The sequence below is a fragment of the Halanaerobium saccharolyticum genome (assembly GCF_003259895.1).
Lineage (GTDB): Bacteria > Bacillota > Halanaerobiia > Halanaerobiales > Halanaerobiaceae > Halanaerobium > Halanaerobium saccharolyticum_A.
Window position 1 is genome coordinate 83412 of sequence record NZ_QLME01000001.1, and the last position, 16088, is coordinate 99499.

General features: G+C 33.2%; 12 protein-coding genes. 1 reads left to right on the forward strand and 11 read right to left on the reverse strand.

The annotated features are described in order from the left end of the window. Positions 1-64 precede the first annotated feature (64 nt). The gene (locus C7958_RS00385) at positions 65-1357 is read right to left on the reverse strand and encodes an ABC transporter substrate-binding protein (RefSeq protein ID WP_111570685.1); all 1293 of its coding nucleotides are present in this window, start codon (positions 1355-1357) and stop codon (positions 65-67) included. Between the two features lie 680 nt (positions 1358-2037). Here C7958_RS00385 and C7958_RS00390 point away from each other — a divergent pair. Further along, complete coding sequence (locus C7958_RS00390; protein WP_166668713.1) at positions 2038-2301, forward strand: helix-turn-helix domain-containing protein; 264 nt, start codon at positions 2038-2040, stop codon at positions 2299-2301. Between the two features lie 281 nt (positions 2302-2582). On the opposite strand, the gene C7958_RS00395 is transcribed toward C7958_RS00390, so the two are convergent. The 10 genes from C7958_RS00395 to C7958_RS00440 form a co-directional block, all read right to left on the reverse strand. Continuing rightward, on the reverse strand, positions 2583-5690 hold the full coding sequence (locus C7958_RS00395; protein ID WP_166668464.1) for an alpha-mannosidase: 3108 nt from the start codon (positions 5688-5690) through the stop codon (positions 2583-2585). Positions 5691-5789: 99 nt separating this feature from the next. Beyond that, positions 5790-6611 (reverse strand): carbohydrate ABC transporter permease, encoded by an 822-nt coding sequence (locus tag C7958_RS00400; protein WP_243834265.1) that lies wholly within the window; start codon positions 6609-6611, stop codon positions 5790-5792. Further along, complete coding sequence (locus tag C7958_RS00405) at positions 6612-7475, reverse strand: carbohydrate ABC transporter permease (RefSeq protein WP_166668465.1); 864 nt, start codon at positions 7473-7475, stop codon at positions 6612-6614. It abuts the gene before it with no gap. Positions 7476-7546: 71 nt separating this feature from the next. Further along, positions 7547-8878 (reverse strand): extracellular solute-binding protein, encoded by a 1332-nt coding sequence (locus C7958_RS00410; protein ID WP_111570689.1) that lies wholly within the window; start codon positions 8876-8878, stop codon positions 7547-7549. 159 nt (positions 8879-9037) lie between these two features. After that, positions 9038-10144, reverse strand: coding sequence for a GntR family transcriptional regulator (locus C7958_RS00415; RefSeq protein ID WP_111570690.1), 1107 nt, complete (start codon positions 10142-10144; stop codon positions 9038-9040). Between the two features lie 227 nt (positions 10145-10371). Next, positions 10372-11625 (reverse strand): family 1 glycosylhydrolase, encoded by a 1254-nt coding sequence (locus C7958_RS00420; protein ID WP_111570691.1) that lies wholly within the window; start codon positions 11623-11625, stop codon positions 10372-10374. 19 nt (positions 11626-11644) lie between these two features. Beyond that, on the reverse strand, positions 11645-12460 hold the full coding sequence (locus tag C7958_RS00425) for a carbohydrate ABC transporter permease (protein WP_243834266.1): 816 nt from the start codon (positions 12458-12460) through the stop codon (positions 11645-11647). Positions 12461-12485: 25 nt separating this feature from the next. Beyond that, entirely contained in the window at positions 12486-13379 is an 894-nt protein-coding gene (locus C7958_RS00430; protein ID WP_111570692.1) for a carbohydrate ABC transporter permease, read from the reverse strand. 60 nt (positions 13380-13439) lie between these two features. After that, entirely contained in the window at positions 13440-14666 is a 1227-nt protein-coding gene (locus C7958_RS00435) for an ABC transporter substrate-binding protein (protein ID WP_111570924.1), read from the reverse strand. A 261-nt stretch (positions 14667-14927) separates the two neighbouring features. Beyond that, positions 14928-16031 carry a GntR family transcriptional regulator gene (locus tag C7958_RS00440; RefSeq protein ID WP_111570693.1) on the reverse strand — a complete coding sequence of 368 codons (1104 nt, stop codon included), beginning with the start codon at positions 16029-16031 and terminating at the stop codon, positions 14928-14930. Positions 16032-16088: the final 57 nt, after the last annotated feature.

The window sequence follows — 16088 nt, forward strand, 5'->3', positions numbered from 1 at the left end:
TTTTAAGTTATATACAAAGCGGATTGAAATATCCCGCTTTGTATATACTTATTGTTAGAACTAACTATTCAGCCAGTACTCCCTGGTTTTCCAATTCTTCATTTATTTTTTGATCATATTCCTCTATTAACTGCTCATAATTGGGAGCTTCTTCTGCCAGAAATACCTCCTGCATTAATTCTGCAGCAATAATCTTAATTGGATAATAATCAGGTATATTCTCCGGATACTTTATCTTATTATTTAAAAATGCTTCCTGGAAAGGTTTGTCTAAAGGATTATTAGTTACTTTAGCGATATCGATATCTTTTCTTACAGAAAGCCGGACCGGGTTGGAAGGAGTAATCTGCATACCAAATTTCTGAATATCAGTTGTAGTCATGAACTGTGCTAGCTTTATTATCTCATCATATTTTTCCGTGTTGCTGTTGATATATATGTTTTCTCCTTCACCCAGACCAAAACTCCCGGCGGATCCAGCAGGCATGATGGCTGCCCCCACATTTTCTCTACCCAGAGCATTTGTATAAGCACTATTTTTATAATTAGCATGGAAAACCATCCCTACCAGTCCATTCTGAAAGGAAGAATATACTTCTGTAGACTGAGCAGCACTCACCCCGGGCGGTACTACTTCATATTTATAAACTAAATCATGTAAAAACTCCAGTGCCCTAACTGTTGCATCAGTATCCAGATTGGAAATAAACTTTCCATTACCAGTATTTTTTATCAGACTTCCACCAGCCTGCCACAAAAAGTTCTGTAATGTCCAGTAACCATAACCCCTGGTGCTGGCCCCATATAAGCCAATTCCATAAGTATTGTCTTCTCCATCCTGATCTGGATCAGCATTAGTAAACTTTTGAGTAACATTAATTAGCTGTTCCCAGTTTTCAGGAAATTCTAATCCCAAATTGTCAAGCCAGTCTTTTCTGTAATACATCGCCATCCCCTGTACCGACCAGGGAATTGCATAATATTTTCCATCTCCTGCCTGAGCTGTTTTCCAGGCAACATCCATTATCTGATCCGAAAATTGATCTCTGTTAACTGATCTAACAAAATCATTAGTAACCCATTTACCTGTGGTGACATTATCTAATATCCAGGCATCGGGTAAACTGTCACTCATTCCAGCTGTTATTAACTTGTCTTCTAACTGAGGATATAAAACAAAATTCACCTCTATTTCTGGATTTTTTTCATTAAATCTTTCTCCAATTTGAGTATAAGCTTCATTATATGCCATATCTCCTCTATGCCAGATTTCGATTGTAGTTTGAGCCATTACACTGGTAGATAGGAAAAAGAAGACTAGAACAAAAAATATGATTGAAGTTAATTTTTTGGCCATTTAAGACCCTCCTTATTGTTTTTGACTAAAATTAATGCTTATTTTATGCTTTGAAGATAAAAAAATAGGGCCAGGAAAATAAATTTCCCGGCCCACGGCCCCAGGTTAGACTCATTATTTAATTTTTTCAATTTTAATCAGGAATTGTTCTGTCTGTCCTTTTACACTTACCTGCTTATGTTTAAAAAACTTATATACTTTATCGCTAGGTTGCTATTCTGCCAGATTTTTCTGTTCTACTCTAGAATTTTTATTCACAAGTATCACTCCCGGGAACTTTAAAGCCTAAATAAATTATTATCAAGATTCTGACTTTTTAACACTACAAGTCAATTCCACAAATTTACATGGTACTACTGTGGTATAATTATTAAGTAATTATTTTAACAGATCAGTGCCCACTGAAATCTGTTACCCTGATTTAATTAGTCTAATCCCTCCTTTTTAGAAGAACCCAGGGATAGCTCTGTCTATTTTTATTTCGGATTACAGTTTCTATTTATCACATTTCTATTTTATTATAGTTATGATTTGGAACTTTGTCAAGGTTTTTTTGGTTATTTTTTTATTTATTTTGATTATCTGATAAAATGGAGGTGTTTCTCGATGACTTTTGGTGAAAATTTTAAAAAAAGCTAGAAAAAATAAAAACTTTACCCAAAATGAATTGGCAGAACTTGTTGGTTGTTAAACGTTCAACTATTGCAGGGTATGAAAGTGAAGAGCGGGAACCTTCATATAAGATATTAAAAAAAATTGCTGATGCTTTGGGGGCTAGTATTGACTCTTTACTTGCTCATGATTATGATAATTACTTAATTAGTGAAACTCAGATTTCCAAAGAAATTTTAAATAACAAAGAACTTAAATCTCTTTTTAATGAATTAAAGGGAATGGACTCAAATAATATTAATTTTTATAGTAAGGTTAATTCAATTTATTGAGGCAGAGAGATAGTTTTTGTTATATATTACAACAAATTAAATAATAAGATATCACATCAATTTTCACACATCTTTTAAATAATATTAAAAAATCTGGCCCTTAAAGTATATTATTGCTTAAGAGCCAGATTTAATATTCAATTCATTATAACGACTTTCAACTAATCTTCAGGCTCTAACTTTTATCTTTTTTAAAACATCTGAATAAATTTGTCTCAAAATAATTTCTACATTTATATCTTTTTCCTTTATTTATTTAGTTGTTAATAATCAGCTAACCACTATTCCAATTCAACCCTGAAAGTTTTAATCTCATATGGTTTTATTTTAAAAGTAAATTCAGAGTCATTATTTTCAACTTCTTCTATATTTTCTTCAACCAGATTGCATTCAGCAACAGATTTAATTTTATTATCTAGCTTTACTTTTACAGTATCTCTTCTATTTCCATATTCATAAAACCTTAAAACTAAATCATCACTATACTCAGCTTTTTTAACAGTTTCTAATATTGTACTCTGTTCCTCTACCTCTATATACGATTTTGCTTTTGCTTCAGTTCCATCTTCACCTTTGATTTTAACCTGTTGAACAGGATAATTTAGCTCATAAGCTTCTTTTGTAGTTTCAGCTTCAAACCAGCTCCCGCCATGAGGATAAAGACTATAAGTAAATGAGTGGTGCCCCTGATCTGCTTCAGGATCAGGATAAATACCAGATTTAATTAATGTTAAACGCATTGTTTGATCTTTTATGTCATATCCATATTTACAGTCATTTAAAAGACTTACTCCATAATCTCCCTCTGACAGATCTGCCCACTTATGTCCAACAACCTCAAATTTAGCATAATCCCAGCTTGTATTCCAGTGTGTATTTCTTTCAACATTCCCAAACTGAATTTCATAATTAGCTTTTGTAGTTCTTAAATCAACAGGAAAAGCTGTCTTTAAGAGAATTTGTTCTTCCTGCCAGTCAACCTCTGTTTCAAAATCAATTCGACGTTTATCAGCATAAATAATCAGATCCTGTTTTATAGTTGAATCTAAAAATCTCCATTCTAAATTAATTATTACTTTATCATTTACCTTATTTATTTCCATTTCTTTTAAGTCATCTATTACATATTCTTTATCCTGGTAATAGATATCTATATCCCAGGCATTAAACCTCATAGGACGATCTTCAAAAGCCTGCAGTAAATTAGCTGTCCCATTTTCAGTAATTATTTCCCGCTCAAATTCCTTATCATAGATGGAAACAATCTGGCCTTTATTATTTAGTTCTATTTTATAAAATTGATTTTCGATTGAATTAGCGCCAACTTTTAATTCACTGACTGCTGTTTTGGCTGAGCTTTTCTTTATTCTTTTATCATCTGTAATAACAGGCTCTAAAGTGTTTTCATCAATTTCAACAGCATAATAACCACTGGCAGGGATATCCTTAATCTCATATTCTTTATCATTTAATTGCAGGTATCCGTCTCTTGACCAGGGAAGAGAATTATAGACAACAACTTTTTCAGCAGTTCCTTCAATCTGAATGGCAATTTCTTCTAAACTTCTATTTAATAAAGTTTCAGTTTCCTGAAATAATTCTTTGAATTCTGCACTAGAATCTTCGTAAACTTCTTTAATTGAAGACCCGGGTAGAATATCATGGAATTGATTCTTCAGTACTACCTCCCAATTTTGATTAATTCTTTCTGCAGGATATTCTAATTGACTATTTATTGAACTGAAATTATTAAACAATTCTAGGTCATGAAGCCTTATTTCAGCTTTACGATTATTCTTTTTCACTTCAGCCTGAGAGGTATATGTTCCACGATGGTACTCCAGATATAGCTCGCCATCCCAGACAGGCAGCTCTTTTTCTGCATCCATTTTTTGGGCTAAGTTTTTAAAATAATCTTCAGATTTCCCAAAATTTACTTTTGGCATTCCGGGAACTTCCTGCATTTTTTTACCTGACTCTATCATTTTTCTGGTAGGTCCACCACCGCCATCACCCCAGCCATAGGCAAGCAGCAGATCATCATTTATATCTTTTTGTTGATAATTATCCCAGATCCCTTTAGCAGATTCAGGATTCAAAATTCCGTTATAAGTATAGAAAGGTGAATCATTATGAATTTCTGGAGTCGTAATAAAATGAGTCAGAACTTCTGTGCCATCTATACCTCGCCAGGTGAATGTGTCGTACTCAGGCCGGTTAAATTGACTCCAGCTAATTTTTGTAGTCATAAAGTATTTCATACCACTTTTTTTAATTATTTGTGGTAATGCCCATGAATAACCAAAAACATCAGGCAGCCATAAAATATTCCACTCCACATCAAACTCTTCTTTAATAAATTTCTTTCCATGTATAAACTGCCTGACAAGTGATTCTCCTGAAGTAACATTGCAGTCAGCTTCAACCCACATTCCACCTGTGATTTCCCATTTACCCTCTTTTATTTTTTCTTTAATTTTAGCATAAATATCAGGATAATCTTCTTTGATAAATTTATATAATTGAGGCATTGTCTGGACAAAAGTATACTCCGGATATTCGTCCATTAATTTTAAAACAGTGGAAAATGTACGAGAACATTTTTCGCGTGTATGAAGCAGCTGCCAGAGCCAGGCCACATCAATATGAGAATGTCCAACTGCTGTAATAGCTGGTAAATTATCTTTTGTAGATGCATTTAATTTTTCTAGCTCTTTTTTTAGATAAATATTAGCTTTTTCTGCACTTAATAAAAATTCCTCAGAATTTACTTTTCTAAAATCTAAGATATTTATAGAAGCATCGAGAGTTCTTAATAATTTTTTCCTTAAATCTTCTCCTTCTTCCATAGTTTTTAATGATTCAAAGACAACTTTGGCTCTCTGATAAAAGTCTTCTAAATTTTTATCTCGATAAATTAAAGCAGCCTTTTTAAAAATATGCTTTTTGGCCTCTAAACCACTAAATGATTTAAGAGATATGTTTAACTCCGGACTTGAACTCAATTCTTTTTCATTTAAAAAAACTAAAGAATGACTTCTATCCAGGCCCTGCAAGGGCATTCCATTAAGATACAATAATGATTCTGAACCACTTAAATTCCCATAATGACCTTCCCCGGGGATAATTTCTAAATAAACTTTTCCTTTTTTTAAATCCCATTCTTCAGGGACGGAGATTTCAGCATTAAACCAGCGGCAGACATTTTCCCCTCCCCATCTTTCTCCAACCTGAAGAATTTCTGCTTCCATTTTTGAAAAATCTGGTAAGGTTTTATTATTTAATTCTGCTGGATATACTTCAAATTTTTCTATTAAACTACTAGCCTGAACCAAATTTTCTTTTAAATCTTTTAAATATCGTTCTATTTTTCCTTCTTTCATAAACATATAAATCACTCCATTTTTATATTTTTTAGTAATAAAATCAGCTTTTACAATTTGAAAATATCTCATATCTAAATTTCACAAAATTTAAAAGGCATATTTTTAGCCCTTTACTGCTCCAGCTGTTAGAGCTCTAAGTATAAATTTCTGTAAAACAAAAACCATTATTATTGCTGGTAATAATGCTATTATACTGGCAGCTGCCAGATAGTGAGTACTTATCTGCTGAAAGTTCCCCTGGGTCATTAAAATACCTACGGATACCGGATACTGGCTGGTTGTATTCAGCAGTAAATAGGGCAGTAAAAATTGAGACCAGGCATTGATCGAAATAAATATAGTAGCACTGGCCAGCGGAGGTAAAGCCACTGGTAAAATTACTTTATGCAGCAATTGAATTCTTGAGGCTCCATCAATTTTAGCTGCTTCATCTAATTCTCTGGGTATAGCATCAAAACCTCCTTTGATTAAAAAGGTTGCAAATGGAATTTGAATAGCTATATAGACCATAGCCAGCCCAAAATAATTATTTAATAATCCTAAGTTTGAATAATATCTATAAATTGGAATTCCAATAACTATAGGAGAAATCATCTGGAATGACAGAATCACAAATAATAATAATGATTTATTTTTAAAATCAAATCTGGAAAAAGAATAGGCAGCTGGAATAGCAACTAACAGGGTTCCAACTACTGTATATATAACTAGTGTAAAAGAGTTCCAGAGGTAAGTAATCATTGCTGTATTATTTAAGACATATAAAAAATTATCAAAAGTAATATCGTCCGGGATAAAGGTTGGCGGAAAAACAAATATTTCTGAAGCTGTTTTTAAAGCTAAAGAAATAGTCCATAAAATTGGCAGCAAAAAAAACATCGAAACTAACGCATATAAAATATAAATTGAGATTTTTTTAATCACTTATTGATCATCCCCCATAAAATTTACATATAATATGGTAAAGGCACCAGAAAGAATTAACATAATCACAGCATAGGCAGATCCACGGCCGAGATTTAAATATCTAAAAACCTGTTTATAGGCACCAAGTGAGAGCACAGTTGTACTATTCCCCGGCCCACCCTGAGTCAGAGCAAAAATCGAGTCATATGTATTAAAAGTATAGATAGTAATTAAAATTGTATTTATCATTAACATCGGTTTTAGCTGTGGGATAGTGATATTCCAAAACTGCTGCCAGGTTGAAGCTCCATCTATCGCTGCTGCTTCATATAACTGCTCAGGAATTCCTCTTAAGGCAGCATACTGCATAATTCCGCTAAACCCGGTACCCCGCCAGACATTGGCCAGAGTTACTGAAAACAAAGCCCAGGAAGGAGTATATAAAAATGGAACTTGATTAAAACCTAATATTCTAAGAAAGTAATTTAAGATACCCCAGGAACTGCTGCTGTACATTATACTCCAGATAACTCCGGTTATAATTCCCGGAACTACCCAGGCAGTGATCATAGACAATTTCACCAGAGAACTTCCAAATAAATCTTGATTCATTAATAAAGCTGTAATCAAACCAATTGTTAATTGAAAAAAAACCGAAGCAAAAACAAAGATTAAGGTAACTTTCATTACCTGCCAGAAGTCACTTCCAGTGACTATATAAATATAATTGCTAAGAGTAAATCCTTCTTCTATAGTACTTATTGTTGCATTACTAAAACTTAACCTTATAACATTCAATAAAGGATATAAAAAGAAAATACCTAAAACTAATGCTAATGGAATTATCCAGACCCACCATTTTTCCATTATATTATCATGCATATTTTTCATCCTTTCCTAAACAGCAATGTTTTAACGAGGGCTTATAAAAAATAAGCCCCCGTATTTTTTGATTAATTATTTTCTTCCCATGCATTTAAAGCTTCTGCCTGAATTTGATCAACTTCAGCTTCAATATCATCTGTTTGACCTGTCAATAAGCGTCCTAATGCACTTTGAGTAAGATCAGAAACTGTATTATAAAGTGGATTAGCAGGTCTGGCGTTACCATATTCCAGAGACTCTCTTAACTTCTGCATCCGTTCGTTTTCAGAAAAATAAGGGTCAGTTACATATACAGATTCACGGGTAGGTAGATAATTATAAACTTTAGTTCTTTCTGCCATTGCTTCTGTACTACCTACTACTCTCATAATATAATCTGCAGCCAGTTCTTGCTTAACTGGATCATCACTTAGAACTGCCCAGGTCCAGCCTCCATTACTATTTGCTCGTTGATCTGCTTCCATTTGTGGTAGAGGCACAAAATCCCATTTTTCATCAGCATTATCAATAATGTCATTAATTTGACCATATAACCAGCTTCCATTTGCAACCATAGCTACATTATCAGATCGGATCTCTGCTAATAATGGATCACTGCCTGTAATTGAAGCTGCCATTACAGAAGCAGCTCCTGTGTCAATTAATCTTTTTAGAAAACCTAAACTATTTACTAAAGCTTCCTTATTTTCTCCTTCACCGATTACAGGACGTCCATTTTCATCAAACATTTCTCCACCCTGAGCCCAGAAGGAAGGCCAGACATTACCATTAACTGCTCCTTCCCAGCTGCCAAGCCAGGCAAGATAACCATGAACCCCTCTCTCTTCTTTCATTCTTAAAGCTACATCGATTGCTTCATCCCAGGTTCTAGGTGGTTCTTCTACCCAATCTTTTCTGTAATAAAGGAATCTAGCGTCAGTTTCACCCCAGATAGCATGCATTTCTCCGTCTTTCATAACTACATCTTTAGTAAAACCATAAAAATCATCTATGGTCTCCTGACTAATATAATCATTTAAAGAACGAGTATAGCCACTATCAATAAATCTACCTACCCAGAAAGAATCAATATGAGCAAAGTCAGGAGCATTACCAGATTCTGCCTGAGTCATCAGGGTAGCCATTGTCATCGAAATTTGACCTGTTGGTGCCACCTGAACATCAATTCTAGCATTTGGATGAGCTCTTGCCCACTCTGCAGCAGCTTCTCTGATATATTCTTTTCTGCTCTCTGTTGCAGCAAATAATGTATCGGACCTCTGGATATTGGCAGTTAAAACTATCTCAGCATCGGGATTACCAATTCTCTCAGGTGTAACTAATTCATAGTCTTGAGCAAAAGAAACAGACGTCATTAAAAATATCACCATTAAAAAAATAAATAAGATATTCTTCTTCATAATTGTTAATCTCCCCTTTATTATTATTCTTTGAATTAGAAATAATCGCCTTTACTATAGTAAGTAACTTCCCGGGCCCCCTTTCAAGCAAGTTATTAGACTTATAATAATTTTTGTGCAAAAATTACAAGTCTTCAGAAAATTTTAAATATAAAAAGTCTAATCTAGAGACTTACAAGAATCTCTTATCTCAAGATTACATGATTGATAAATTTGTTGTATTTCTTTTTCTTGATTATTTTCCTCTATGTATTCCAACAGTAAGTTTAATGCTTTTCGCCCAATAATATCTGAATGCTGATTTACAGTAGTTAATTGGATTTCTAAATGTTCGATTTTATCAGTATAATCAAAACTTACTACTGATAATTCCTCTGGTATTTCAATTTTATATTCTCTAGACATTTTAATTAGGTCTATTACAATAATGTCATTTACACACACTACTCCTGTAATATTATGCTTTTCTATATGATTAAAAATTTGTTCATTTATTTTATCTCTGGATTGTTGATCGTCATATGTAAAAACATCATTTTCTTCAATTCCATATTCTTTTAAAGCTCTTTGATATCCAGTAATCCTGTCTTCAATAGTACTTGTATTAGAATAATGGCCTTTTAAAAACATTATATTTTCATGTCCTAATTGAATTAAATATTCTGTTGCCTGATAACTACCATTTATATTGTCTGCCATTACACAACTGGTATGGCAAAACTGCAGCTTTCTATCAACTAAAACAAAGGGGAAGTTTTCAGACTTAAGATCATAAATAGCTGTGCTATCTTTTTGATCTTCAGCAGCATTAATAATTAATCCATCAACCTTTTGACGTTTCATAAATTGAATAATTTCAGCCTCTTTTTTATAATTATTAAAATGGTCTTTCAAAATAAATGTATAATCACTGCCGTCTAAAGCATTTTCAATCCCATTAAGAATTTCTATATTTACACCGTCAGTGTAAGGCATAATAACTCCAATTTGCTTGCTTTTATTATCCTGATTATTTTTTTCACCCTGAGTATCATAAACAAAAGTACCTGTACCCTGGACTCTATATAAATATCCTTGATGTACTAATTCCTCTATTGCTTTTCTAATAGTATACCGACTAACCTCCAATTCGTTGCTTAATTCTCTTTCTGACGGAATCAAATTCCCTTTTTTATACTCTCTATTTTTTATTTTATTAAGTAAAATATCGCAAATTTGTTGATAAATAAATTTAGAATCATTTCGATTAATTTTGTTTTGAGTCATTATTAATATCTCTCCTCTTCAACCAGTGGTGCTTACCAGTGGTGTCTCTATATATTATATTGCATACCAGTGGTTAAATTCCTTCTTTTTTTAAAAATGTTTTTTTATTTTTTTAAAATTAACAAACAATCCCCTGCCTAATAAACAGATTTATAAAATATACCTGTCTACCAGCAGGGGATCATCTCAGATGCAGCCTGTCAGAACTCTTTATTTAAAATCAGCAATTAAATACCTTTATTTATGACTTTTTTGAAATGTTCAACCAGAGGGGTATGTTCTCGTTTTAAAGTCCTGTCAAACTGCATTTCTAATTTCCAGATTCCATTTCTCAACAGATAATTTTCTACATCATCAAATGCTTCCATATAGTCCCAGTGAACCATATCTATTATCGGCCACCAGGTATAGGCCAGTACTGGAACATCTTCTGCTCTTAACTCTTTGATCATCGTTACTGAATCATCTAACCATTTAATTTTATTTTCTATACCATTATCTACACTTGTTTCGGTCAGCATTATCGGAAGCTGATATCTGCTGTAATAATCTTTTATCAACTCTTTATAGCGCTCCGTTCCACCCCAGACCTGTTTTGATTCGATTTCTCCATTTATATCTCCGACTTTCTGAACTGAAACCAGTGGATAATAATTCAAACCCATTAAATCAATGTCTATCCTATTATTTAGAAAGTAATCAAAATCAGTATCTTTAAAACCATGCTCTGCTAAAAATTTATATATTTTGCTGTCTCCATTAACCCGACCGGATATTAAATCATAATTTACAAAGCGAATCTCATTCTGCCAGTTTACATATTCTTCCGCTTTTTTACTGTAGTTATCAGGATCCACAAAAAACTTTTCCATAGCATCAACATGGACCATTACCGAATCAGGATTAACTTCCCTGATCCTGTTTACTGTTAAAATAATTCCTTTTGCAATCTGATTTGTAAGCTTTACAAACCCAGAATCCCCTTCTAAATATGGAGGCCAGAAAGCCCTCTTTCCACAGTATTCAGCATTTATAAAGGGTTCATTAAGAGGGGTATAATATTTAATATTATCATATCTTGCTGCAAATTCTGCTGCATATTCTGCAACATATTTGGGATAATCTTCATTTAAAAATTGATTTTCCAGCCAGAAAGGAGTCCCATAATGCATTAAATCTATTATGGGCTCAATATCTTTTTTTGTCATATAATCCAATACTTTATCGGTCCAGGACCAGTCAAATTCTCCTGGAGCTGGGTTGACTTTATACCAGGGGATTCCATATCTCAGCATCTCAAAGCCAGTTTCTTTTACTAAATCAAGATCCTGCTGCCAGAAAATATAATGCTGAGTCAGCTCATATTCATCTAATTTCCTTTTCCCCATTTTACTCTGCCCAACAAAGGTATCTTCCACCCCGGTTATCCACTTAAAATCACCATCATCTTGAAAAATATCGATATATTTATTTTTTTCCATTTTCACTCTCCCTCTCTTTTTATCCTTTTAATCCTGTTAAAGCAATTCCCTGCACAAAATATTTTTGAGCATAAAGATAAACTAAAATTATTGGTAATAGGGCAAGTACTGCTCCAGCAGTTAACATTCCATATTCTATTACATGCTCTCCTCTAAATAAGGCCAGACCTACAGGCAGTGTTCTCATACTCATGCTATTTGTAATAACCATCGGCCACAAAAAATCATTCCAGTTATACATAAAGTGAAAAATTGCAATTGTTGCCAGGGCTGGTTTTGATAGAGGCATAATAATTTTTCTAAATATCGTGAATTCCGAACAGCCATCAATCCTGGCAGCATCTTCGAGAGCATATGGTATTTTTACGAAAAATTGTCGCAGCAGAAAGATCCCAAAAGCACTGCTGGCACGGGGAACAATCAATCCCAGATATGTATTCAGCCAGTTTAACTCATAAAGTAATTTAAATAATGGAATTAAAATGACCTGAAACGGAATCATCAGAGTAACCAGAACAATTATAAATAATATATTTTTAAAGGGAAAATCTATTCTGGCAAAAGCATAGGCTGCCATCGAATCCAATATAACAGAAATAAAAGTAACTCCTACAGAAAAAATAACCGTATTGACAAAAAGTCTGAAAAAGGGTATGCTATTCCAGATTTCTAAATAAGATCTTAAAGAAAATGTTCTCGGTATTAAGGAAGGAGGATAGGCTAAGATATCTGCTTCCACCTTAAATGAAGTAAAAAACATCCAGATAAATGGAAATAAAGTTACTACAGCAATTATAAATAAAAATATATAAATTAATGAATTAGTTAGCTTCAACTTTTTAACACCTACTTTTTAATATTTATTCCTCACCTTTAAAATATCTAAGCTGGATAATGGTTACAAACAATAATAAGATAAAAAGAGCATAAGCAACTGTCGATCCATAACCCATATTAAAGTTCACAAAACCCAATTTATAAATATACTGGACCAGAGTTTCTGTCGAGAATAGTGGTCCACCACCTGTCATTACATAAACCTGATCAAAGACCTGCAGTGATTTTATTACCGTCATAATAACTACAAAAGCGGTAGTAGATTTTAAAAGTGGTAAAGTAACATAAAAAAACTGTTCCAACTTAGTAGCGCCATCAATTCTTGCAGCTTCATAATAACTTTCGTCAATACTCTGCAAACCGGCAAGAAAAACAACCATGTTAAAGCCCATTTCTTTCCAGATGCTGACCATAATAACCGCCGGCATTGCCAGATCTGGATCCCTCAGCCAGGCAGTATTCTCTAATCCGATTAATGAAAAATAGTAAGATATCATCCCGATATCAGGATTTAAAAGAAAGGTCCAGATTATTGCTATGATTGACATTGGAGCAATTACAGGTAGAAAATAGATGGTCCGAAATATATTTTTCCCTTTAATTTTTCTATTAACAAATAAGGCTAAAATTAAAGAAATGATAATTCCAATCGGGACAAAACCAAAAGAAAAATAAAAAGTGTTTTTTAAAGCATTCCAGAAACGGCTGTCATTTAACATGTTATTATAATTATCCAGACCAATATAGGAAGCCTCTGTGGAAAGTATATTCCAGTCATAGAAACTCATAATAAACGAATAAACTATCGGATATAAGATAAATAGAATAAAAATTGTTAAACTTGGTAATATAAAAAGATATGCCATCAGCTTTCTTCTCAGTTTATAGCTATTTTTAATCTTTTTTAATAGCTGCATTCCTCATCCTCCTAACTTTTAAAACAGAAGGGGGAGATCTCCCCCTTCTCTTTTTAACATTTATTCTATAAATTTTTCTAATTCTTCTGCCGCTTGATCTAAAGATTCCTGTGCTGTAGCTTCATCATATAATATTCTTTCTAAAGCTGGATGTATAACATCACTGATTATTGTAGAAAATTCGGGTTCTTTATTAAGAGGGAATCTGGACTTCTCTGAAATCTCAGAAAAAGTATTAATTACAGCTTTTTGAGAAAACTCAGCTTCTGGAATATCGGTTCTGGTGGGAGGTGAACCAGTATTTATAGAAAAATATATTTGAGATTCTTTTGAATTCCAGTACTCAAAAAACTTGTAGGCCGCTTCTTTTTTATCTAGACTGTTTTTGTTTAAAACCATTGCGGTACCGCCAGCCCAATTAACACTTTCTCCGGCTGGGTTTTCAGGAGCAGCTGCCACACCAAAATCTATACCTGCATTTTCAAACTGAGGATAAGCCCAGGGTCCATTAAAATACATTGCTGCTTTACCGGAAGCAAACAGCTGGTCTCCTTCGACTCCATTAATTACAAAGGGAGATATTTTGTCTTCTTTCATAGCATCTGTAAGTCTTTTAATTGTCTCAACTGCTTTCGCTTCGTTGATTTTGATTTCTCCATCTTCTAAGACTCGACCATTATTACCCCAGATAACTATTGACCAGGCTTCAAGATAACCTTTTATCGGAAAGATAAAACCATACTGATCTATCTTTCCATCTCCAGTAGTATCTTTGGTTAATTTGCGTGCATATTCAAAAAGCTGATCCCAATTTTCAGGTGGTTCTTCTCCCAGACCTGCTTCTGCAAAAAGCTCTTTATTATAATAAAACCCAGCTGTTGCCAGAGTCATAGGTGCAGCATAAACTTTATCTTCCCACCGCATAGCTTCATATAAGGAAGGTGGTAAATTTTCTTTAGCTAAGTAATCATTATAAAAATCATCTATGTGGGCAATTACTCCAGCATCAGCAAACCTGGATAAATGTTCGCGTCCCATTCCAGCAATATCTGGTCCCTGACCTACAGCCAGTGATGGCAAAAGTTTCTGAAAAAAGCTGTCCCAGGGCATAATTTCCATCTTAACTTCAATATCCTGATGTTCTTCGTTAAATTTATTGACAATTCCTTCTACATATTCTCTATCCGGCCCGGTAAATCCATTCCAAAAAGTTAATTCTACTGTTTGAGCAGAAACACTAATACTTAAAAGAAGTAATATTAATGTAAAAAAAATAATTTTTTTCATTTTAGTCCCCTCTCTAAAGTTGTTGATAACCTGATTATTAAACAAAAGTTTAAATATCCCCCCTTAATTATTATTTTCACTACTGGTAATTACCTATATTTGTTATATAGGTTATAAGTCAATAATTATACAATTGGTAATTACCTGTATTTATATTATATAACCTCTTTTTAATTATTGCAAATATTTTTTCAAAAAAAAGACCTGCATAAAAATATGCAGGTTAAAGTTTATATGATATTATATTTTAGAATTTTTATTTTATAGTATTTCTTTTACTGATTCTCTTTCTATTAGTTCTACCGGTAAAGTAACATTTAAGGAATAATTTCGTCCTTCAAGTATTGATTCAAAAAGCAGCTTTCCAGCAACTCTTCCCATTTCCTCTTTCATAACTTTTAAAGTAGTTAATTTAGGTTTTAACTGTCTGGCCAAATCTACATCATCAAAACCAATGATTGATAGATCTTCAGGAATCTTAATATTTTCTTCTTTAGCCTGACTTATAGCGCCCATTGCCAGGAGATCAGAAGCTGCAAAAATGGCTGTTATTTCCTTATTACTCTTCACAACTTTTTTCATAGCCTGATAGCCAGCATCAAAATCCCAACCTTCTGCAGTAATTACCAGTTGATTGCTTTCTAATCCCGCTTTCTGCATTGCATTTAAATAACCTTCTTTTCTCTGCTGTGAGGGAAAACTATTTGCATCTCCAGCAATAAAGGCTATATTTTGATGTCCTTTTTCGATAAGATATTCTACAGCTTTTGTTGCCCCTTTTTTATCCTCAATATTTACAGTATCTACATTGTCCACTGTTATCGAGGGACTTACTAAAAGCAGGGGAATGTTAATATCCAGTAGATGATTTAAGAATTCTTTGTTATGCAGCTCCCCACCCCAGATAATACCTTCTACTTTTGCTAAAAGCTGATCAATTTCTTCCTGGTCAATACTTTTTTCGTCTATTGTTTTATAGATACAGTGGTAACCATTATCTGCTGCAGATTGCTCGATCCCCATTAATAAGGCCGGATAAAAAATGTCATTTCCATTAGAGAAATTATCCTTATTATCACTGTGTACACAGCGAACAAACAAGACATTACCAGTTAACTGTTCATTATTACTAAGCGAGCCTTTATTATTTTTAACAAAGGTTCCTTTTCCCGCTTCTTTATTAAGATAACCTTCTGTTACAAGTACATCAATTGCTTTTCTAATTGTAGTCCTGCTGACAGAATATAAATCGCACAATTCCCTTTCAGATGGCAGTTTATCGCCTACTTTTAATTCTTTTGAATTTATCTTATCCATTATATCTTCTATTACTTCTTTATAATAAACTCCAGATTTATTTGCCATTGGTATTCTCCTCTATCTAACAAATTAATGGTTTCCAGATTGGTAATTACCTGTATT

Excerpts from the sequence above, each read along its gene's own strand:
- C7958_RS00385 (WP_111570685.1), bottom strand. The coding sequence starts at position 1,357 with ATGGCCAAAAAATTAACTTCAATCATATTTTTTGTTCTAGTCTTCTTT.
- C7958_RS00395 (WP_166668464.1), bottom strand. The coding sequence starts at position 5,690 with ATGTTTATGAAAGAAGGAAAAATAGAACGATATTTAAAAGATTTAAAA.
- C7958_RS00405 (WP_166668465.1), bottom strand. The coding sequence starts at position 7,475 with ATGCATGATAATATAATGGAAAAATGGTGGGTCTGGATAATTCCATTA.
- C7958_RS00410 (WP_111570689.1), bottom strand. The coding sequence starts at position 8,878 with ATGAAGAAGAATATCTTATTTATTTTTTTAATGGTGATATTTTTAATG.
- C7958_RS00415 (WP_111570690.1), bottom strand. The coding sequence starts at position 10,144 with ATGACTCAAAACAAAATTAATCGAAATGATTCTAAATTTATTTATCAA.
- C7958_RS00420 (WP_111570691.1), bottom strand. The coding sequence starts at position 11,625 with ATGGAAAAAAATAAATATATCGATATTTTTCAAGATGATGGTGATTTT.
- C7958_RS00430 (WP_111570692.1), bottom strand. The coding sequence starts at position 13,379 with ATGCAGCTATTAAAAAAGATTAAAAATAGCTATAAACTGAGAAGAAAG.
- C7958_RS00435 (WP_111570924.1), bottom strand. The coding sequence starts at position 14,666 with ATGAAAAAAATTATTTTTTTTACATTAATATTACTTCTTTTAAGTATT.
- C7958_RS00440 (WP_111570693.1), bottom strand. The coding sequence starts at position 16,031 with ATGGCAAATAAATCTGGAGTTTATTATAAAGAAGTAATAGAAGATATA.